This window comes from Sphaerisporangium rufum, assembly GCF_016863395.1.
GTDB lineage: Bacteria > Actinomycetota > Actinomycetes > Streptosporangiales > Streptosporangiaceae > Sphaerisporangium > Sphaerisporangium rufum.
Genome location: NZ_BOOU01000107.1, coordinates 1 through 20,235 on the forward strand (window position 1 = coordinate 1; position 20,235 = coordinate 20,235).

General features: G+C 72.7%; 15 protein-coding genes. 7 read left to right on the forward strand and 8 right to left on the reverse strand.

Annotated elements, in window-relative coordinates:
• The 7 genes from Sru01_RS36045 to Sru01_RS33350 form a co-directional block, all read left to right on the forward strand.
• Nucleotides 1-2,020 (forward strand): RICIN domain-containing protein (locus Sru01_RS36045; protein WP_307812123.1); only part of this gene is annotated, 2,020 nt, incomplete at its 5' end.
• 168 nt (nucleotides 2,021-2,188) lie between these two features.
• The gene (locus tag Sru01_RS33325; RefSeq protein WP_203994320.1) at nucleotides 2,189-3,622 is read left to right on the forward strand and encodes a sugar ABC transporter ATP-binding protein; all 1,434 of its coding nucleotides are present in this window, start codon (nucleotides 2,189-2,191) and stop codon (nucleotides 3,620-3,622) included.
• Nucleotides 3,619-4,620, forward strand: coding sequence for an ABC transporter permease (locus Sru01_RS33330; protein ID WP_203994325.1), 1,002 nt, complete (start codon nucleotides 3,619-3,621; stop codon nucleotides 4,618-4,620). The genes Sru01_RS33325 and Sru01_RS33330 overlap by 4 nt, the downstream gene beginning before the upstream one ends.
• On the forward strand, nucleotides 4,617-5,546 hold the full coding sequence (locus Sru01_RS33335; RefSeq protein WP_203994328.1) for an ABC transporter permease: 930 nt from the start codon (nucleotides 4,617-4,619) through the stop codon (nucleotides 5,544-5,546). Before Sru01_RS33330 ends, Sru01_RS33335 begins: the two co-directional genes overlap by 4 nt.
• A gap of 52 nt (nucleotides 5,547-5,598) precedes the next feature.
• Nucleotides 5,599-6,786, forward strand: a complete 1,188-nt coding sequence (locus tag Sru01_RS33340; protein WP_203994374.1) for a substrate-binding domain-containing protein — start codon at nucleotides 5,599-5,601, stop codon at nucleotides 6,784-6,786.
• Nucleotides 6,783-7,616 (forward strand): sugar phosphate isomerase/epimerase family protein, encoded by an 834-nt coding sequence (locus tag Sru01_RS33345; protein ID WP_203994331.1) that lies wholly within the window; start codon nucleotides 6,783-6,785, stop codon nucleotides 7,614-7,616. Before Sru01_RS33340 ends, Sru01_RS33345 begins: the two co-directional genes overlap by 4 nt.
• 108 nt (nucleotides 7,617-7,724) lie before the next feature.
• Nucleotides 7,725-11,279, forward strand: coding sequence for a ThuA domain-containing protein (locus Sru01_RS33350; RefSeq protein WP_203994334.1), 3,555 nt, complete (start codon nucleotides 7,725-7,727; stop codon nucleotides 11,277-11,279).
• A 362-nt stretch (nucleotides 11,280-11,641) separates the two neighbouring features.
• Here the strand turns inward: Sru01_RS33350 and Sru01_RS33355 are convergent, their stop codons facing one another.
• The 8 genes from Sru01_RS33355 to Sru01_RS33390 form a co-directional block, all read right to left on the reverse strand.
• A complete protein-coding gene (locus tag Sru01_RS33355) occupies nucleotides 11,642-13,186 on the reverse strand; it encodes an arabinofuranosidase catalytic domain-containing protein (protein ID WP_203994337.1) in 1,545 nt (514 codons plus the stop codon).
• A 481-nt stretch (nucleotides 13,187-13,667) separates the two neighbouring features.
• Complete coding sequence (locus Sru01_RS33360) at nucleotides 13,668-14,402, reverse strand: FadR/GntR family transcriptional regulator (protein ID WP_203994340.1); 735 nt, start codon at nucleotides 14,400-14,402, stop codon at nucleotides 13,668-13,670.
• 108 nt (nucleotides 14,403-14,510) lie between these two features.
• Nucleotides 14,511-15,872, reverse strand: coding sequence for an alkaline phosphatase family protein (locus Sru01_RS33365; RefSeq protein ID WP_203994343.1), 1,362 nt, complete (start codon nucleotides 15,870-15,872; stop codon nucleotides 14,511-14,513).
• Nucleotides 15,869-16,987, reverse strand: a complete 1,119-nt coding sequence (eboE, locus tag Sru01_RS33370) for a metabolite traffic protein EboE (RefSeq protein ID WP_203994346.1) — start codon at nucleotides 16,985-16,987, stop codon at nucleotides 15,869-15,871. Before eboE ends, Sru01_RS33365 begins: the two co-directional genes overlap by 4 nt.
• Nucleotides 16,987-17,838: a TatD family hydrolase gene (locus tag Sru01_RS33375; RefSeq protein ID WP_203994349.1), complete on the reverse strand. Its 852-nt coding sequence runs from the start codon at nucleotides 17,836-17,838 to the stop codon at nucleotides 16,987-16,989. Before Sru01_RS33375 ends, eboE begins: the two co-directional genes overlap by 1 nt.
• Nucleotides 17,839-18,438: an EboA domain-containing protein gene (locus tag Sru01_RS33380; RefSeq protein ID WP_203994352.1), complete on the reverse strand. Its 600-nt coding sequence runs from the start codon at nucleotides 18,436-18,438 to the stop codon at nucleotides 17,839-17,841.
• Nucleotides 18,435-19,307 (reverse strand): sugar phosphate isomerase/epimerase family protein, encoded by an 873-nt coding sequence (locus Sru01_RS33385; RefSeq protein ID WP_203994355.1) that lies wholly within the window; start codon nucleotides 19,305-19,307, stop codon nucleotides 18,435-18,437. The genes Sru01_RS33380 and Sru01_RS33385 overlap by 4 nt, the downstream gene beginning before the upstream one ends.
• Complete coding sequence (locus tag Sru01_RS33390) at nucleotides 19,304-20,113, reverse strand: SCO3242 family prenyltransferase (RefSeq protein WP_203994375.1); 810 nt, start codon at nucleotides 20,111-20,113, stop codon at nucleotides 19,304-19,306. The genes Sru01_RS33385 and Sru01_RS33390 overlap by 4 nt, the downstream gene beginning before the upstream one ends.
• Nucleotides 20,114-20,235: the final 122 nt, after the last annotated feature.

A 20,235-nucleotide genomic window follows, 5' to 3' on the forward strand; every position in this document is an offset into this window, starting at 1 on the left:
GCTGGCCGACTCGGGCAAGAACATCTGGCGGGCCGACGTCGGCACCGGGATCGAGTCCCGGCAGCTGTACGTTAACGGTAACATCGCCACCCGGGCCCGCACCCAGATCAACCGGGCCGACTTCACCCCGACCACCACCGGGATGCGGTTCTCCAACTCCGCGCTGAGCTATCTCAACAACCTGGCCGGCCAGAACCGGATCGAGATGGAGAGCGTCGGCTCGTTCACCGACCGGTACGTGACGGTGCAGAGCATCAGCGGGAACTTCATCACGATGCAGCAGCCGGGGTGGAACAACAACACCTTCGGCTACGACACCCTGTCCAAGCCGCACCGGGCCGGCCCGCTGTACCTGATCAACGCCTACGAGTTCCTGGACGCGGCGGGGGAGTGGTACCTGAACACCGGCACCGGCGTGCTGTACTACATCCCGGCCGCCGGGCAGAACATCAACAATCTCAGCGTCGAGCTGCCGGTGGTGCAGTCCCTGGTGAACGTCGGCGGCACCTACGACGCTCCGGCGCACCACATCGCGTTCAGCGGGATCACCTTCACCGGCACCAGCTGGCTCGGGCCGAGCAGCGGCCAGGGCTTCGCCGACCAGCAGACCGGCGCCTACATGACCGGCAACTGGAACTGGCCCGCCGACCGGCTCACCTCCTGCCAGGAAGGCTGCAGCCAGTTCGAGGCCACCCGGCCGCACTGGAACCAGATGCCGGCCGCCGTGCAGGTATCGGCCGCCAGCGACATCACCTTCAGCGACTCCAAGTTCGTCAACCTCGGGCAGACGGCCATCGGCATCGGCAACGACGCCAACGCGCACGCCAGCGGGGTCGGTCTCGGCGCCCGGAACATCACGGTGACCCGTTCGGAGATCGCCCGCAACTCGGCCGGCGGCGTCGTCGCCGGCGGCGTGCGCGCCGACGCCCACCACCCGAGCGACCAGCGGATGGTCAACCGGGACATCACCGTCAGCGACAACCGCATCCACGACCTCGGCCTGGAGTACCGGGGCAACGTCTCGGTGGTGACCACCTACGTCACCAACTCCACCGTCGCCTACAACGAGATCTACAACCTGCCGTACACCGGCGTGTCGATCGGCTACGGCTGGGGCGCCAACGAGCCGGGCGGCAGCACCCAGTACGCCAACCGCGGCCTGTACAACTACCAGCCGAGGTACACCACCGCCACCACCGCGTCCAACAACCGGCTCATCGGCAACTACGTGCACGATGTGATGCAGCAGATGACCGACGGCGGATGCATCTACACCCTGTCGTGGAACCCCGGCGCGGTGATCAGCGACAACTACTGCCTGCGGACCAACGGCTGGTTCGGGGTGTACTTCGACGAGGGGTCGAAGTACTACACCGTCCGCAACAACGTGCTGTCCAACGTCGGCACCTGGCTCACCGCCAACTGGTGGGGCGGGGAGAACATGGGCAACCTCACCGTCACCGGCAACTGGGCGAGCAGCAGTGGCACCAACGTGACCAACGGCGACCGGGGCAACGTCGTCAACAACAACGTCACGGTGTCCAACGGCCAGTGGCCCTCGGGCGCCCAGGCGGTGATGGCGGCCGCCGGTCCGCGCAGCGGCACCTCCCCGTCTCCCTCGCCGTCGCCCAGCACGCCGGGCGGCGCGGGCGCGATCAAGGGCGTCGGTTCGGGCCGGTGCCTGGACATCGCCAACAGCAACGGGTCGCAGGCGCAGATCTGGGACTGCAACGGCCAGACCAGCCAGCAGTGGACCGCGACGGCTTCGAGCGAGCTGCGGGTCTACGGCAACAAGTGCCTGGACGTCACCGGCGCCGGCACCGCCGACGGCACCGCCGTCGTCCTGTGGGACTGCAACGGCCAGAACAACCAGAAGTGGCGCTTCAACTCCGACGGCAGCATCACCGCGGTCGGCGCGAACAAGTGCCTGGACGTGTCCAACAACGGCACCGCCAACGGCAGCAGGATCCACATCTGGTCCTGCCACGGCGGCGGCAACCAGAAATGGACCCGCAGTTGACCCATCGCCGCCCCCATCGCCCGGGACCCGCATCCCGGGCGGCGGGGGCACCGCGACGCGGGTCGTCGAATCGATACGACAAATCGCTCTCCCTCCCGATCCCCGTTCCCTAGGAGCTTTCGTGCACGTACCCTCGCCGGCATTCGGGTGGCCCGCCGGGCGGTGCCGATGCTGAAGATGACCGGCATCGGCAAGAGCTTCCAGGGCGTCCGGGTCCTGTCCGGTGTAGACCTGGAGGCGGCCGCCGGCGAGGTGCACGCGGTGGTGGGGGAGAACGGCGCCGGCAAGTCGACCCTCATGAAGATCCTCGCCGGGGTGCACTCCCCGGACGAGGGGACGATCGAGATCGACGGCCGTCCGGTGACCTTCGGGCATCCGATCGAGGCCCAGCGCTCCGGAGTCGCCATCATCCACCAGGAGTTCAACCTGCTGCCCGAGCGCACGGTCGCCCAGAACGTGTTCCTCGGCCGCGAGCCGGGCCGGTGGGGGCTGGTCGACCGGGCGGCGATGGAGTCGGCGACCGCCGAGCTGCTGCACTCGCTCGGCGAGGAGACCTTCGGCCCCGGCGACCTGGTCCGCCGGCTGTCGGTCGCCCAGCAGCAGGTCGTCGAGATCGCCAAGGCGCTGTCGCTGAACGCGCGGATCGTGGTGATGGACGAGCCGACCGCGGCGCTGGCCGAGCACGAGGTCGGCCTGCTCTACGCGCTGGTGCGGCGGCTCACCGCGCGCGGCATCACCGTCCTTTACATCTCGCACCGGCTGCGCGAGGTCTTCGAGCTCGCCGACCGGATCACCGTGCTCAAGGACGGCTCCCGGGTCGCCACCGAGGCGGCCGCCGGCCTGGACACCGCGGCGCTGGTCCGCCTGATGGTCGGCCGGGAGCTGGACGCCCACTTCCCCGCCCGGGCCGGCGGGCCGCCCGGCGAGGTGGTGCTGAGCGTGCGCGGCGGCGGCAACGCCCGGCTGCGCGACATCGACCTGGAGGTGCGGGCCGGCGAGATCGTCGGCCTGGCCGGGCTGCAGGGGTCGGGACGCACCGAACTGGCCAAGGCGCTGTTCGGCGCCGAGCCCTTCACCACCGGCGAGATGCGGCCCCGCCGCCCGCGCTCGGCGCGCGAGGGCATCGCCGCCGGCATCGGCCTGGTCACCGAGGACCGCAAGGCCGAGGGGCTGCTGCTCGGCCAGCGGGTGCGCGACAACGCCCTGCTGGTGGCCCGGGCCACCGGCGGCGGCCGGCCGGCGGTCGAGAAGCTGCTGGAACGGGTGCGGCTCAGCCCGCCGCGTCCCGAGCTGGAGGTGCGGACGCTGTCCGGCGGCAACCAGCAGAAGGTCGTGCTGGCCAAGTGGATGACGGTCGCGCCGCGGGTCCTGCTGTTCGACGAGCCGACCCGCGGGGTGGACGTCGGCGCCAAGGCGGCCATCCACGACCTCATGCGCGAGCTCGCCCGCGACGGCACGGGCATCCTGATGATCTCCTCCGAGCTGCCCGAGCTGATCGGCATGAGCGACCGGGTCATCGTGCTGCGCGACGGCCGGATCGCCGGGGAGCTGCCCGCCGGCGCCACCGAGGAGGCCGTGATGCACCTGGCGGCCGCCTCATGACCGGCCAGCCGCGGCTGCGGCCCGCCCCCGCCCGGCTCGCCGCGTTGCGGCCGCTGCCGGCCGGCGGGCCCGCGCGGGCCGTCTACCTGGCCCTGGCGCTGCTCGTCGTCCTCGGCTGGGTGCTGTTCGCGCTGCGCGGCGAGCAGTTCCTCACCATGGAGAACATCGTCGGCATCCAGCAGCGGTCGGCGGCGCTGGGCATCGTCGCCATCGGGCAGACGATGGTGATCCTGGCCGGCAGCCTGGACCTGTCGGTGGCCTACCTGATCAGCCTCACCTCGCTGGTCGCGGCGGAGACCATGGCGGGCGGCGACGGCATGGTGGTGCCCGCGATCGCCGCGGTGCTGGCGGTGAGCGCGACGGTCGGCCTGGTGAACGGCCTGGTCGTCACCGGGCTGCGGGTGCACGCCTTCATCGCCACCCTCGGCGTCGGTCTGATCGTCGCCGGGCTGCTGGACGCCCGGTACGACGGCCCGGCGGGGAGCGTCCCGGCCTCCTTCCAGCATCTGGGGTACGACCGCATCGGCCCGCTGCCGGTGTCGGCCCTGCTGTGGGCCGCCGTCGCGGCGGCCGCGTGGTTCCTGCTGCGCCGCACGCGCCTCGGGCACCGGATCTACGCCGTGGGCGGGGACGCCGAGGTGGCGCGGCTGTCGGGCGTGCGGACCGGGCGCGTGGTGGTCGCCGCCCATGTCATCTGCTCGGTCTGCGCCGGGATCGGCGGGCTGCTGCTGGCCTCCCGGCTGGGCGCCGGCGCCCCCACGGTGGGCACCGACGGCGGATACGACCTGGAGTCGATCGCCGCGGTGGTGCTCGGCGGGACGGCGCTGGCCGGCGGGCGCGGCGGGGTCGCCGGCACCGTCGGCGGGGTGCTGCTGCTGGCCGTCCTGGACAGCGTCTTCAACCAGCTGGAGATCGACTCCTTCGCCAAGGACGTCGTGCGCGGCGTGGTCCTGGTGGCCGCCCTGGCGATCTACGCCCGCGGGAGGCGGACGCCGTGAAGCGCGCTTTGCCGATCTTCGTCGTGCTGGCCGGCCTGCTGGTCGCCATCGCGGTCGCCAACCCCTACTTCCTGGAACCGCCGTCCCTGCTGGCCTTCGTCAAGCGGGCCGCCCCGCTGGTGATCCTGGCCGCCGGGCAGTACTTCGTCATCGTGTCCGGCGAGTTCGACCTGTCGGTCGGCTCGCTGGTCACCGCCGAGGTGGTGATCGCCGCCCGGCTCATCGACGGCTCGGCGGCGGCGACCTGGCCGGTGCTGGCCCTGCTGATCGTGCTCGGGCCGCTGGTCGGGCTGGTGAACGGGACGGTCACCACCGTGCTGCGGGTGCCGTCGTTCATCACCACCCTCGCCATGCTGCTGATCCTGTCGGGCGCGGTCTTCCTGTGGACCGGCGGCGCCCCCCGGGGCGCGCTGTCCCCGCAGTTCCGCGAGCTGGGCCGCGGCGGCCTCGGACCGGTGCCCTGGTCGGCCCTCATCCTGCTGGCCGCCGCGGCCGCGGCGATCTGGGTGATGCGCTCCGGCTACGGCCACCGCCTCATCGCGGCCGGCGACAACGACCGGGCCGCGGCGCTGTCCGGCGTGCACGTCGCCCGGGTCCGCACGGTGGCGTTCATGGTCTCCGGCCTGTCGGCGGCGATCGCCGCGATCCTGCTCGGCGGCTTCGCCGGCGTGTCCGCCCAGGTCGGCCAGGGGCTGGAGTTCCAGGCCATCACCGCGGTGGTGCTCGGCGGCGTGGCCCTGGGCGGCGGGCGCGGCTCGGTGGTCGCCGCGATGGCCGGTGCGTTCACCCTCGAAGCGTTGTTCACCCTCCTCAACCTGTACGGCATCTCGGGGGCCCTGGAGCCGGCCGTACAGGGGGTGATCATCATCGCCGCGGTGGCGCTGGGGGCCGTGAGCCTCCCGCGCCGCAAGGCCGCGGCCGCCTGACCGCCTGGAAAACGAAAGGGAAGAGAAGATCGTGCGATTCTCCTCGCGACCGATGCTCGCCGGTGCCGTACTGGCCGCGCTGGCGCTGCCGCTGGCCGCGTGCACCACCGATAAGCCGGCCCCGTCCGCCGCCCCCGCGGCCACCGCGTCGGAGTCCGCCGGGAAGGGAACCGGCGACCAGTCGAAGTTCTTCGTCCAGGCCGACTACGACGCGCAGATGGCGATGCGCACGGCCCAGCCCACCGGCCCGGAGGGCAAGCCGTGGGAGCAGACCATCAATGCCGAGCCGGTGGACACCGCCAAGTACAAGAAGTCCGGGCCCTACCACCTGTGCTTCTCCAACGCCGCGGTGGACAACCCCTGGCGGCAGGTCGGCTGGAAGACCATGCAGGCGGAGGTGGGCCTGCACAAGGAGGTCACCAAGTTCACCGCGCTGGACGCGGAGGGCAAGGACGACAAGCAGATCTCCGACATCGCCGAGTTGCAGGGCAAGGGCTGCGACGCGCTGATCGTCTCGCCCAACACCACCGCGACGCTGACCCCGGCGGTGTCCGGGGCCTGCCCCAAGGTGCCGGTCATCGTGTTCGACCGGGGCGTGCAGACCGACTGCCCGGTCACCTTCATCAAGCCGATCGGCGGGTACGCGTTCGGTGCCGCGGCCGCCGAGTTCCTGGTGGACAAGGTGCCGGCCGGCGGGAAGATCCTCGCGCTGCGCATCCTGCCCGGGGTCGACGTGCTGGAGACCCGCTGGTCGGCGGCCAAGGTCGCGTTCGACAAGAGCGACCTCAAGGTCGTCGGGGTCGACTTCACCGACGGTGACGCCGCCAAGACCAAGAGCATCGTCGGCGACTACATCCAGCGGTTCGGGAAGATCGACGGGGTCTGGATGGACGCCGGGGCGAACGCGGTCGCGGCGGTGGAGGCGTTCGAGGACGCCGGCCAGCCGGTGCCGCCGATCAACGGCGAGGACCAGCAGGACTTCCTGCAGAAGTGGCAGGAGGCCAAGCTGACCGCGGTGGCCCCCACCTACCCGACCTACCAGTGGCGCACCCCCGTCATCGCCGCGCTGCGGATCCTGAAGGGCGAGGAGGTGCCCAAGGTGTGGAACCTGCCGCAGCCGACGGTCACCCAGGAGAACCTTGCCACCTATCTCAAGCCCGGCATGCCGCCGCTGCACTACGCGCTGTGCGGCTGCGAGGACCTGCCGGGCTACCCGGAGAAGTGGGGCGGCCGGTCGTGATCGGCGTCAACACCTGGGTCTGGGTCTCGCCGCTCACCGACGAGACCCTGGCCGAGCTCGCGCCCCGGATCGCCGGCTGGGGGTTCGACCTGGTCGAGCTGCCGATCGAGCGGCCCGGCGACTGGGACCCCGGCCGGGCGGCCGACCTGCTGGCCGGGCTCGGGCTCGGCGCGTCGGTCGTGCTCACCACCCCGCCGGGGCGCGAGCTGGTCGGCGCCGCGCCGGCCACCGTCCGGCAGACGCAGGACTACCTGCGGCACTGCGTGGACGTCGCGGTCACCGTGGGCGCGCCCGCGGTGAGCGGCCCGGCCTACGCGTCGGTCGGCCGGGCCTGGCGGATGAGCCCGGACGAGCGGCGCGCGATCTACGCCGAGCTCCGGGAGAACATCAAGCCGGTCACCGCCTACGCGGCCGAGCGCGGCGTCCGGATCGGCGTCGAGCCGCTCAACCGGTACGAGACCAGCGTGCTCAACACCGTCGAGCAGGCGCTCGAGGCGCTGCCCGAGGAGTGCGGGCTCGCGCTCGACACCTACCACATGAACATCGAGGAGAAGGACCCCGCCCAGGCGGTGCGGGCGGCGGGCGCCCGGATCGCGCACGTCCAGGTGTGCGGTACCGACCGCGGCACCCCCGGCGCCGACCGCTTCGACTGGCCCGGCTTCATCGCGGCCCTGGACGACGCGGGCTACGCCGGGCCACTGGTCATCGAGTCCTTCACCGCCGACAACAAGACCATCGCCACCGCCGCGTCCGTCTGGCGTCCGCTGGCGCCGACGCAGGACGCGCTCGCCACCGAAGGCCTCGCCTTCCTTCGCACCGTGAGGAGCTGACCGGACCCGAGCAGACACCTGGCCGGCAGGCATCGCCGTTGGACGCCCGGCCGCCACCGCACCCCTCCCGTGGCGGCCGGCACCTGACCATCCCCCTGGAGATACCTAATGCGAAGAGCACGACCACTCCATCTACTGGTCGCCACCCTGGTGGCGATGATGTTCACCGTGGTACCGGCGGCGAACGCCGCCGCCCCGGCCTTCAAGGTGCTGCTGTTCAGCAAGACCGCGTCCGGCGCCTACCGGCACGACTCCATCAGTGCCGGCATCACCGCGTTCCAGCAGCTCGCGACGGACAACAACTTCACCCTGGACCGCAGCGAGGACTCGTCGATCTTCACGTCGTCGACGCTGAGCTCCTACGACGCCATCATCATGCTGCAGACCTCCGGCATGGTGTGGGACAACGACGCCCAGCGCCAGGGCATGCAGGCCTACCTGCGCTCCGGCAAGGGCGTCGTCGCGATCCACAACGCGACCGACATGAACATCGAGTCGCAGTTCCCCTGGTGGGACCAGGTCGTGCTGGCCGGCGCGCACATGACCGCGCACTCCTCGATCCTGAACGGCACCGCCAAGGTGGCCGACAAGGTGCACCCGTCCACCACGGGCCTGCCCGACCGGTGGTCGCGCAGCGAGGAGTGGTACAACTTCGACAAGAACATGCGCGGCAGCGTCCACGTGCTGGTCACCGCGGATGAGACCACCTATGACGCCGGGCCGAACAAGATGGGCGTCGACCACCCGATCTCCTGGTGCCACAACCCCGAGGGCGGCCGGGTCTGGGCCACCGCGATGGGCCACAACGCCTCCGCCTACTCCGAGGCGCTGTTCAAGCAGCACCTGCTGGGCGGCACCAAGTGGGCGGCGGGCGCCGAGCCCGGCAACTGCGGCGGCACCATCACCAACAAGTTCCAGAAGGTCACCCTGGACGGCGCCCCCGACCAGCCGATGGAGCTGGACGTCGCCGCCGACGGCACCGTCTTCTACATCTCCCGCTCCGGCAAGGTCAACATGATCCCGCCGAACGGCGGCGGCACCCGGACCATCGCCACCCTGCCGGTGTACGACGGCGGCGAGGACGGCGGCATCGGCCTGGCGCTGGACCCGAACTTCGCCACCAACCGGTGGATCTACATCAACTACTCGGCGGCCAGCATCGGCGAGTTCAACCGGGTGTCCCGGTTCACGTTCAACGGCTCGACGCTGGACATGTCCAGCGAGAAGAAGCTGCTGGACGTCCCGGCGTACCGCAACGTGGACGAGCCGGGGCACACCGGCGGCTACCTGGCCTTCGGCCCGGGCGGCAACCTCTACATCGCGCCCGGTGACGACACCAACCCCAACGGCTCCAGCGGCTACGCCCCGATCGACGAGCGGTCGGGCCGGGAGCACTTCGACGCGCAGCGGTCCGCGGCCAACACCAACGACCTGCGCGGCAAGATCCTGCGCATCCACCCGGAGAGCGACGGCACCTACACCATCCCGTCGGGCAACCTGTTCGCCCCCGGCACCGCCAAGACCCGCCCCGAGATCTACGCGATGGGCTTCCGTAACGCGTTCCGCTTCGCGGTCGACCGGGACACCGGCTGGATCTCGGTGGGCGACTACGGCCCGGACGCGGGGTCGGCGAACGCCAACCGCGGCCCCGAGGGCACGGTCGAGTGGAACCTGATCAAGGAGCCGGGCAACTACGGCTGGCCGTACTGCGTCGGCAACAACATCCCGTTCAACGACTTCAACTTCGCCACCAACACCTCCGGCGCGAAGTTCAACTGCTCGGCCCCGGTCAACAACTCGCCCAACAACACCGGGCTGACCAACCTGCCGGCGGCGAAGTCCGCGACCATCTGGTACAACTATCACGCCTCCGCGGAGTTCCCCGAGATCAACTGCTGCGGCGGCGCGGCCCCGATGGGCGGCCCGTTCTACCACTACGACGCCAACAGCAACTCCACCCGCAAGTTCCCCGCGTACTTCGACAAGACGCCGTTCCTCTACGAGTGGAGCCGCAACTTCGTCAAGGAGCTGCGGCTGGACTCCTCCGGCAACCTGCTGAAGATCAACCCGTTCGTCGCGCAGCTCGCCCCGCACGCGCCCATCGACATGAAGTTCGGGCCGGACGGCGCGTTGTACTACGCCGACTGGGGCAACGGCTTCGGCCACAACAACACCGACGACGGCATCTACCGGGTCGACTACGTCGGCGGGACCGCCGACGGCAACCGCGCGCCCGTGGCCAAGGCAACTGCCAACCCCGACTCCGGCAGCGCCCCGCTGACCGTCGCCTTCTCCTCGGCCGGCTCGGCCGACCCGGACGGCGACGCGATCACCTACGCGTGGGACTTCGGGGACGGCGGCACCTCCACCAGCGCCAACCCGTCGCACACCTACAACGCCAACGGCACCTACAACGCCAAGCTGACGGTCACCGACACCAAGAACAAGACCGGTGTCGCCAACCTGACCATCAGCGTCGGCAACACCAAGCCCAACGTGGTCTTCGGCACCCCGCCGGACGGTGGATTCATCAACTTCGGGGACAAGGTCGCCTACACGGTGAACGTCACCGACCCCGAGGACGGCACCATCGACTGCTCCAAGGTCGTGGTGAGCACCGCCCTCGGCCACGACACGCACGCGCACGACACCGGCCAGTACACCGGCTGCTCGGGCACCGCGGTGACCAGCGCCTCCGGCCATGACGAGGCGTCCAACGTGTACGGGGTGCTGACGGCCGACTACACCGACAAGGGCGGCCTGAAGGGCAGCACCGGCGTCACCCTGCAGCCCAAGCACAAGCAGGCGGAGTTCTTCACCGGCTCGTCGGGCGTTCAGCTCGTCGACCAGGCCGGTGCCGAGGGCGGCCGACGCGTCGGCGACATCGGGAACAACGAGTGGATCTCTTTCACCCCGATGAACCTGTCGAAGATCAACTCGGTGTCCTTCCGGGTGTCCTCGGCGTCCAGCACCGGTGCTTCCATCGAGCTGCGCGCCGACTCGCCCACCGGGACGCTCATCGCGTCCGCCTCGGTGCCGAACACGGGTGGCTGGAACAACTACCAGTCCCTGCCGGCCGCGACGGTCACCGACCCGGGCGGCACGCACAACGTCTACGTCGTGTTCAAGGCGCCGACGGCGAACTCGTTCGACCTGGACTCGTTCACCTTCACCGGTCTCGGCGTCGGCGACGGCAGCGGCACCAGCAACCCCGGTGGCGGTGGCCCGACGGTCGGTCGCACCTACAACATGGCCGCGACGCACAGCAACAAGAACGCGGATGTGCGGGGCCAGTCCACCGCCGACGGCGCCGCCGTCATCCAGTGGACCCCCGGCACCGGCACCAACCAGCAGTGGAAGGTGGCCGACGCCGGCAACGGCGCGTTCACCCTCGCCGCGGTGCACAGCGGTAAGTGCCTGGAGGTCGCCAACTCCTCCACCGCCGACGGTGCGCTGATCCAGCAGCGGACCTGCTCGAACGCCAACAACCAGAAGTGGAAGTTCGAGTCGGCCGGCACCACCGGCACCTACCGCGTCGTCGCGGTGAACGGCGGCAAGTGCCTGGACGTGCCCAACGCCTCCACCGCCAACGATGTCCAGCTGGTGCAGTGGACCTGCAACAGCGGCACCAACCAGCAGTGGAAGTTCACCCAGGTCGGCTGAACCGCGGCCGGTCCGGCACCCCGCCCGCGGGGTGCCGGACCGGCCGGAACCCGGGCGGCCGGCCGGTGGCCGGCCCGCCACTTCATGATCTCCCGCCCGTCCGTCCGGCCGTCGGAGCCGCGACGATGCCGCCATCGCCGATCCCGGCGGCGCCGTCGCGGGGTGCCCTCCGGCGGCCGGCGGGCGGGCGGGCCGTTTCCGTCCACCGGGAGGTTCCCCGCAAGAGCGGCGCCCTAGGTCGCCGGGAGCGGCCGCGCCGCCGCGCCGCCGCCCGCCGGGCATGCCACGGGCGGCCGGCGATGTGGCGGGGGTGGACCCCACCACATCACCGGCCGCCCGTGGCCGGTTCCGGATCGGACCCGCTAGCGGTAGCCCGCCGAGACGATCTCGGCCTGCACGGCGTTCTCGGTGGCGTCGGACGGGTAACCGGCCACCATGGCGCCCTCGTAGAAGGTGCCGGCGCTGAGGTTGGCGCCGCCGTCGGGCTTGCAGCAGTCACCGCCGCTGCCCAGGATGATGGCCCCCTGCTTCTTCATCGGGCTGTACCCGGGGGGCAGCCCGCCGTCGTACAGGGTGTACAGCGAGCCGGACTGGGCGTCGCTGCCCTTGATGGCGAACCGGCTGGTGCCGTTGTTCTTCAGGGTCGCGGTGACGAACTTCTGCGGGAACGCCCGCTGGTTGGGGTTCCAGGACTGGCTGCCGCCCGGGAACAGGCCCCACTCCAGGTCGGCCTGCACCCACGGGCCGGAGCCCTGGCAGCCGCCGAACCAGCACTGCTTGCTGAAGTTGATCGCGTCCATCGCGCCCGCGGCGTCGGCCTTGCGGGTGGTCTCGCTGTTGCCGTAGTCGAAGCAGCAGCCGCTGTTGACGTGGATGCCGCTGGTCACCATGTACATGCCCTCGGGCTGGCTGCCGGTGGGCACGCCGGTCAGGTGGCCGTCGCGCCAGTAGCTGTTGCCGGGGTTGATGTAGAGCGAGTACGCCTTGTTCCCGCCGACGGTCAGCGACTCGGTGGTGGCGGTCGCGGGCTTGCTCTGCGGCGAGCCGGGGACCACGCTGGACCCCTGGTACCACAGGTCGTTGCCGCGGCCCGACTGGTCGTAGACGACGGTGATGACGCAGGAGGTGCCGGCGCAGAACGAGTCCTGCGCGGCCGCGTTGGCGACGCCGCCCGCGGTCAGCACGGCGATGTTCCTGGTCGTGTTGTCGGAGGAGCGCCGCACCTGGTACAGGTTGCCGTTGTAGGCCTGGTAGAGCGCGCGGGTGGTGCTGTGCGCGGCGACGCACGCGGTGCCGCCGGCGGCGTAGATGTCACACGGCCGGGCGCCGGGCGGCGGCGGGCTGGGCGTCACCGTCGGGGTCGGCGTGGGGGTGCCGCCACCGGTGGTGCTCCACTTCTGGTTGCTCTGGCCGTTGCAGGTCCACAGGATGACCGCGGTGCCGTTGGCGGTGCCCCCGCCGTTCACGTCGACGCACAGGTTGGACCCCACGCCGGTGATGGAGCCGTCGGCGTTCATCCGCCACTTCTGGTTGTTCTGCCCGTTGCACGACCAGATGACCAGCCGGGTGCCCGGCGAGGTGCCGTTGGCGTAGGCGTCCAGGCACCGGGTGCCGTTGAAGGTGCGCAGCTCACCGGCCGAGGTGAAGTCGAAGGCCTGGCCGGCCTGGCCGTTGCAGTCCCAGATCTGCAGGTCGGTGCCGAGGGCGTCGGTGTTCCCCTTGACGTTCAGGCACCGGCCGGAGGCCGCGCTCACCAGCGGCGCCGCCGCCGCGGACGCGGGCGCCGACCAGGTGAGCGCGGTGGCGATCAGCGTGGCCAGTACGGCGACCACGCCGGCGAGCACGGCCGCCGGGGAGCGCCGGCCGCCGGATGGAGGGCCGGATGGGGGGACGGAGGAAGGAGGCATGGTTCGTACTCCCTTGCGGAGTAGGCGGTCGGGGGGTACCGCGTCCGGTACGACCGGCACGCGCCGGGTTCCGGGCGCCGGTGTCCTTCGCCGCCGGCCACGGACGCCGTCATGAGGCGGTCTCGCCCGGGAGACCCCGCAGCGGTGGCGAATCGGTTCGATGGATGGGCCGGACGCCCGGCTCGGCGCCGGTCCGCCGATAGTTAGCGCTCACATCATAAGCGGGCCGCCGCCGGATCTCTCGTGCCCGAGGTGCGGCGGCGGCCGGCGGATCGGGCGACGCCCGAGCGGCCACGGCATCCGATGCCGGGTGACCCGCCGCCACCTGCGCCGATCCGGTCGTGTCCGGTCGCGCCGCCGCTCGCCGGCGGCTGTCCGGTCACCCGCCGGATCCGGCGGCGGATGAAACGTTCATGTCCTTGTCCGTCCTGCGGACGGGAGCCCTCCGGCTCGAAACGATTCCCCCGGCCCGCCGCCCGCGCTAGGGGGCGAAGAGGCGCTGCTGGATCTGCCGGCGGTAATCGTCCAGCGTGTTGTCGATGTGCGTGGCCGCCGCCTGCGCGGCCGCCTCCGGGTCGCCGGCGCGGATGGCCTGGAAGATGGCCTCGTGCTCCTCGATGGCCTTGGCCACGTGCCCGCCCAGCGAGCCGCTGAGGCCGATGAGGTTGGACTGCGCCTGCAACCGCCGGGCCTCACGCACCGCGACCTGCAGGAACATGTTGTGCGAGGCGTCGGCGATGCTGGTGTGGAAGGCGTCGTCGCCGTCATTGAACAGCTCCTCGCGCCCGGTCTCGTGCCCCTGCCGGCACAGGGCGGCGGCCTTCTCGATGGCGCCCAGCTCGGCGGGGGTGGCGCGGCGCGCCGCCAGCCGGCTGGTCTCCATCTCCTGCGCCCGGCGGAACTCGAAGAGCATGTAGACGTGGTCGAGGTCGGTCGGGAGGAAGAAGGACGCCCAGCGGCCGGTGCCGAGCATGCCCTCGTCGTCGGCCACGTAGAGACCGCGGCCCTTCTGCGCGCGCACCCGGCCGAGCGCCGAGAGGATCTTCACCGCCTCCCGGACGACGGTGCGGCTGGTGCCGAGCTGCCGGGCCAGGTCGTTCTCGGTGGGCATGCGGTCACCCGGGCGCAGGCGCAGCCGGGCGATGAGGTTCAGCACCTCCTCGGCGGCCACCTCGTAGCCCGGCCGGTATCCGCTCTCGCGCGGCGTCTGGGGCACGTCGTTCCTCCTCGCGATCCTTGGCAAAGTATGACTCACCTGCTGCCAGGTCGCGCACGACGTACCGGGCCCCGGCGTCAGCCCGGGCCCGGTGCGTGCCGGGGCCGCTCAACCGGCGGGGTGCAGCAGGGCCTCCTTCACCTCGGTGGCGGCGATCCGGTCGCGGGCGGCGGCGGGGTCGGAGCACAGCAGCACCGGCCCGTCGCGGGGGTCGCGGGGGAGCAGGCCGTGCGACCCGCGCACGGCCAGCGCGCCGGCGTCCAGGCCGACGACGTCCATGAGATAACGCATGCCCGATTTCTTGCGCAGCAGGGCCAGAGCCGCCCGCCGCTTGGCCCGGCCCGGCGCGGCCGGGTCGAAGAACAGCTCGGCGGGGTCGTAACCGGGCTTGCGGTGGATCTCCACCAGGCGCGCGAAGTCCGGCGCCCGGGCGTCGTCCAGCCAGTAGTAGTAGGTGAACCAGGCCTCCGGCGCGGCCAGCAGCACCAGCTCCCCCGACCGGGGGTGATCCAGGCCGTAGGCCGCCTTGCCCTCCTCGTCCAGCACCTCGGCCACCCCGGGCAGCCCGGCGCAGAGCTTGGCCACCGCGGCCACGTCGGCCGCGTCGCGCACGTAGACGTGGGCGATCTGGTGGTCGGCGACGGCGAAGGCCCGGGATGTCCACGGGTCCAGGTACTCCATGCCGGCCTGGGTGTGCACGTTCAGCAGGCCCTCGGCGCGCAGCAGCCGGTTCACGTGCACCGGCCGCGACACGTCGGTGATGCCGTACTCCGACAGCACGGTCACCGTCACGTCCCGGTCCAGGGCGGTGTCCAGCAGCGGCCCCAGCACCTTGTCCAGCTCGGCGGCGGCCGCCGCCGAGCGCGGGTCCGACGGCCCGTACCGCTGCAGGTCGTAGTCCAGGTGCGGCACGTACGACAGAGTCAGGTCAGGGCGGCGGGTGGTCAGCAGGTGGCGGGTCGCCTCGGCGATCCACGCCGAGGAGGCGATGCCCGCGCCGGGGCCCCAGTAGGTGAACAGCGGGAAGGTCGGGAACTCGCCGTGCAGGTCGGCCGGGTAGGTGTAGCAGTCCGGCTCCTTGCGGCCGTCGGCGCGGTAGATCGGCCGCGGCGTGATGGTCCAGTCGACGTCGGCGCCCATGGCGTACCACCAGCACACGTTGGCGACGGTGAAGCCGGGACGCTCGCGCCGCGCGGCCTGCCAGACCTTCTCGCCGCCGACCAGCGCGTTGTGCTGGCGCCACAGCAGCACCTCGCCCAGTTCGCGGAAGTACCAGCCGTTGCCCACCACGCCGTGCCCGGACGGCGGCAGCCCGGTGAGGAACGTCGACTGCGCCGAGCAGGTGACGGCGGGCAGGACGGTGCCCAGCTCGGCCTGGTAGCCCAGCTCGGCCACCCGCCGCAGGCGGGGCATGTGCTCCAGCAGCCGGGGCGTCAGCCCGACCACGTCGAGGACCAGATGCGGGTTCATCGTGCTCCCAGCAGGCGTAGCTCGTCACGGGCGAAGTCCAGCTCGGCGGCGATGCCGTACGCGAGCTGTCCGGGGGTGCGCGGCCGGTGCCCGGGGGGGAGCACCCCCCAGGTGTAGGTCTCGACGTCGTAGTGGTCGCACGCGCCCTGCCCGACCAGCTCGGCCAGGGCCTCGCGCAGTACCCCGGTGGTGGCCGTCAGCGGCGGCTCGGGCCGCAGGTGCAGCGGGACGTGGTAGTGCACCCGCCACGGCGCGGGCAGGCCGGCGTCCAGCGCCTCGTCCAGGTCGTCGGCGGCCTGGCCGCCGGCGCAGCGGGTCTGGTGCAGGAACCGCGGCTCGGCGTAGGGGCGCAGCGCCTCGGGGTCGGTGGTCTCCAGCGCGGCGGAGACCTGGACCTTGACCACCGGCAGGCCCGCGTCGCGCAGCGTGCGCAGCGCCTCGGCCGGCCGCTCCCACGCGCAGGCCAGGTGGGCGAGGTCCAGGCAGACGCCGAGCCGGTCGGTGTCCATCCCGGCCAGCCGGGCCGCCGCCTGCGCGGTCGTCTCCACCACGCAGCCGGGTTCCGGTTCGAACGCCACCCGGATGACGCGCCCGGTGGCCGCCTCCACGTCGCCCAGGCCCTTGGCCAGCTCGTCCAGCCGGCGGGCGGCCCGGCTCGCCCGGCCGGCGTCCCACGGCGTCCGCCAGGCCAGCGGCAGCGTCGAGATCGAGCCGCGGGCGGCGTCGCCGGGCAGCAGGTCGGCCAGCACGACCGCCAGGTCCAGCGTGTAGGACAGCCGCTCCCGGGTGGTCCAATCCGGCTGGTAGACGGCGTGCTTGACGACCGGGTCCTGGAACGAGCGGTAGGGGAAGCCGTTGAGCGTCACCACCTCCAGCCCGCGGACGTCCAGCTCGCGGCGCAGCCGCCGCCGCGCGGCCGGGTCGGCGGCCAGCGCCGCGGCCACCGGGGCGGCCAGCCACAGGCCGAGTCCCAGCACCGGCGTGTCCAGCCGCTCGCGGATGGGCACCGCGAACTCGTCGAACTGGCCGACGACGCCGGTGAGGTCCTCGGCGGGATGCACGTTCGTGCAGTACCCCAGGTGCAGGACGCGCCCGGCCGCGTCGCGCAACCGCATCAGCCGCCTCCGCGCCGGATCGAGCTGCCCTCGAACTCCGGGGCGGCCTCCGGCAGGTCGGACAGGTCCAGCCGCCCGGACTGCCGGTAGAACTCCACCGGGTTGCGCCACAGCACCCGGTCGACGTCGTCGGCGTCGAATCCGGCCTCCAGCATGGCGCGGGCGGTCTCCACGGTGAGCAGCGGGTCGGAGTGGCCCCAGTCGGCCGCGGAGTTGACCAGCATGCGCTCCAGCCCGTGCCGGCGCAGGATCTCCACCATCCGCGGCGGGGACATCTTGGTCTCCGGGTAGATGGAGAAGCCCATCCAGCAGCCGGCCTCCTGGACCGGGCCCACGGTGAGCTCGTTGAGGTGGTCCACCAGGACCCGCTCCGGCGCGATGCCCGACTCGGCCACCACCTCCAGCGTGCGGCGGGTGCCCCGGGCCTTGTCCCGGTGCGGGGTGTGCACCAGCGCGGGCAGGTCGTGCTCGACGGCGAGGGCCAGTTGCCGGGCGAACGCGTCGTCCTCCTCGGGGGTCATCGAGTCGTAGCCGATCTCGCCCACCGCGACCACCCCGTCCTTGTCCAGGTAGCGGGGAAGCAGGTCCAGCACCGGGCGGCAGCGCGGGTCGTTCGCCTCCTTGGGGTTCAGCGCGATGGTGGCGTGGTGCCGGACGCCGAACAGGCCCGCCCGGTAGGGCTCCCAGCCGAGCAGCGAGTCGAAGTAGTCGGCGAACGAGCCGGGGTTGGTGCGCGGCTGCCCGAGCCAGAAGGCCGGCTCCACGACGGCCCGCACGCCGGCGGCGGCCATCCGCCGATAGTCGTCGGTTGTGCGCGACGTCATATGGATGTGCGGGTCGAATATACGCATTTAGCCTTCCTTACGGGGAGTCAACCGGTCGAGCAGGGCGGCGGCGTCGGCGGGCACGGTCCGGCCGGCGGCGGCGCGTTCCTCGGCCAGCCCGGCGAGCATGGCGGCCAGCTCGGCGTCGGCGCGCTCGTCCAGGCCGTGCACGCCGGCCAGCGGCGCCCCGGTGAAGACGCACTTGAGCACCGCCTGCCGCCAGGCCGGCTGGTCCAGGTGCCGCGCGCAGGGGCCGAGCGCGGCGAGCAGCAGCCGGGCGTCGTTGGTGCGGATCGCGTCCCGGAGCAGCGGCACCGCCTCCCCGGCCCCGGCGTCCAGCAGCGGCAGCGCCCTGAGCACGGCGAGCTTCTCGGCGGCGGTGCCCTCGGCGTACAGGGTGGCCAGCACGCCGGCCCGGCCGGCCGAGGGGAGCGCCGCGAGCAGCAGGGCACGGGCCGCCTCGTCGGACTGCCAGCCGGGGGCCCCGGCCAGCGGCGCCCGGCCCGCCCGCCGGCCGGCGGCGGCGAAGTACCGGCCGATCGCGGCGGGCCGCTCGGCGATCTCGGCGCGCGCGGCGGCGACCCAGTCCTGGCCGAGCGCCGCGAGCAGCGCCTGGTCGTCGGTCATCGGCTCTCCTCCTCCTCGGCCGGGTCCCGCAGGTCCACCGCGGCCTTCTCCCACGCGGCGCGCAGGTGGTCGATGGAACGGGCGGCGACGTCCGGCGCGGCATGAGAGTGCCTGGGAAGCTCCACCGCCACCAGCCCCCGGTAGCCGGCGGCGGCGAGCGCGGCCAGCACCGGCGGGAAGTCGATCTCGCCGGTGCCGAACTCCAGGTGCTCGTGCACACCCCGGCGCATGTCGTCGATCTGCACGTTGACCAGGTGCTCGCCGGCCGCGATCACGCAGTCGGGAACCGGATCGGGCTCCAGGCAGCGGCAGTGGCCGATGTCCAGGGTGAGCCCGAACCCCGGCGGCCGGCCGAGGGCGTCCCGCAGCCGGTGCCAGTCGGCGACCGTCTCCACCAGCATCCCGGGCTCGGGTTCGAAGCCGAGCGGCACCGTGGCCGACTCCACCAGCCGCGCGCACCCGTCCACCAGCCGTTCCCAGGCGGTGCCGGGCGGCACCGAAGGCGGCCGCACCCCGGCCCAGAACGACACCGCCTCGGCGCCCAGGTCGGCGCCGATCGCGGCGGCCCGCCGCAGGAAGTCCAGCCGGCGCTCCCGCTCGTCGTGCAGCAGCGTCGGGGCGTGCTTGTGCCAGGGGTCGAGCAGGTAGCGGGCACCGGTCTCCACCACCACGGCCAGCCGCAGGTCGCGCAGCAGGTCGGCGACGGCCGCGACCTCGCGCGCCAGCCCGGGCGCGTAGGGGTCCAGGTGGCCGTGGTCCAGGGTCAGCGCCACCCCCTCGTAGCCGAGCCCGGCGATGACCCGCAGCGCGTCCGGGAGCCGGTGGCAGCCGAACCCGTTGGTCCCGTACCCGAATCGCGGAGCGGTCACGTGGGCGAGACCTTCGCCGCCAGGACCCGGCCGAGCGGCTCGGCCGCCGCGACCGCCAGCCCGGCGCGCGGGGCGCCGGCCGCCGCGGTGAGCGCGCCCTGCAGCGCGGGCAGCGCGACGATGCCGGTGCCGACCGCCGCCCGGATGTTGCCCGCGGACGGCTCGGCGACCGCCCGGGCCTGCGCCAGGCCGAACCGCCCGGCGTACCAGGCGGCGAGCGCGGCGCGCACCCCGGCCGGCCGGCGGGCGACGCCCGCCGCCAGCGCGAGCGTCGCCGCCAGCGTCCCGGCCGGCAGCCGCTGCCCGGTGCCCGACACCTCGTGCCGCGACAGCGTCGTGAGCAGGTAGGTGTGCGCGCCGACCGCCAGCGCCCCGGGCAGGGCCCTGGCCGGCCGCGCGCTCGGCGCGGCGCCCAGCAGCACGTCCAGCACCCGGCACAGGGCCATCGCCGGCGGCCCGGCCGCGGTGCCCTTGGCCGCGGTGTCGTAGGCCCACACCGCGGTGGCGAGCGCGCCGGCCACCGCCGCGGCCCGCCGGCCGCCGGCCAGGGCCGCCGCCGACACGCCGGCCGCGGTGAGTCCGGCCGCCAGGGCCAGCGCCGCGCCGGGGGAGACCCGGCCGGCCGGGATCGGGCGCTCGGGCCGTTCGACCGCGTCCACGTGCCGGTCGGCCCAGTCGTTGGCGGCCATGCCGGCCCAGTAGAGGCAGACCGAGGCGGTGGCCAGCCCGGCGGTTCGGCGGCCGAGCACGCCCGCGGCGGCCGCCCCGGCCACCACGTCCCCGGGCACCGACAGCGCGGCCGGCATCCGTACCAGGTGCACCAGGTCCCGCAGCGCCGGGATCCGCGGCCGGGCCCGCGGGCCGGCCGGCGCCGGCGGCCCGGTGGCCGCGTTCTCAGCGTTCTCAGCGTTTCCGGCGTTTCCGGCGC

Excerpts from the sequence above, each read along its gene's own strand:
- Sru01_RS33390 (WP_203994375.1), bottom strand. The coding sequence starts at position 20,113 with ATGCCGGCCGCGCTGTCGGTGCCCGGGGACGTGGTGGCCGGGGCGGCC.
- Sru01_RS33330 (WP_203994325.1), top strand. The coding sequence starts at position 3,619 with ATGACCGGCCAGCCGCGGCTGCGGCCCGCCCCCGCCCGGCTCGCCGCG.
- Sru01_RS33340 (WP_203994374.1), top strand. The coding sequence starts at position 5,599 with ATGCTCGCCGGTGCCGTACTGGCCGCGCTGGCGCTGCCGCTGGCCGCG.
- Sru01_RS33365 (WP_203994343.1), bottom strand. The coding sequence starts at position 15,872 with ATGAACCCGCATCTGGTCCTCGACGTGGTCGGGCTGACGCCCCGGCTG.
- Sru01_RS33355 (WP_203994337.1), bottom strand. The coding sequence starts at position 13,186 with ATGCCTCCTTCCTCCGTCCCCCCATCCGGCCCTCCATCCGGCGGCCGG.
- Sru01_RS33380 (WP_203994352.1), bottom strand. The coding sequence starts at position 18,438 with ATGACCGACGACCAGGCGCTGCTCGCGGCGCTCGGCCAGGACTGGGTC.
- Sru01_RS33325 (WP_203994320.1), top strand. The coding sequence starts at position 2,189 with ATGCTGAAGATGACCGGCATCGGCAAGAGCTTCCAGGGCGTCCGGGTC.
- Sru01_RS33350 (WP_203994334.1), top strand. The coding sequence starts at position 7,725 with ATGCGAAGAGCACGACCACTCCATCTACTGGTCGCCACCCTGGTGGCG.
- eboE (WP_203994346.1), bottom strand. The coding sequence starts at position 16,987 with ATGCGGTTGCGCGACGCGGCCGGGCGCGTCCTGCACCTGGGGTACTGC.
- Sru01_RS33375 (WP_203994349.1), bottom strand. The coding sequence starts at position 17,838 with ATGCGTATATTCGACCCGCACATCCATATGACGTCGCGCACAACCGAC.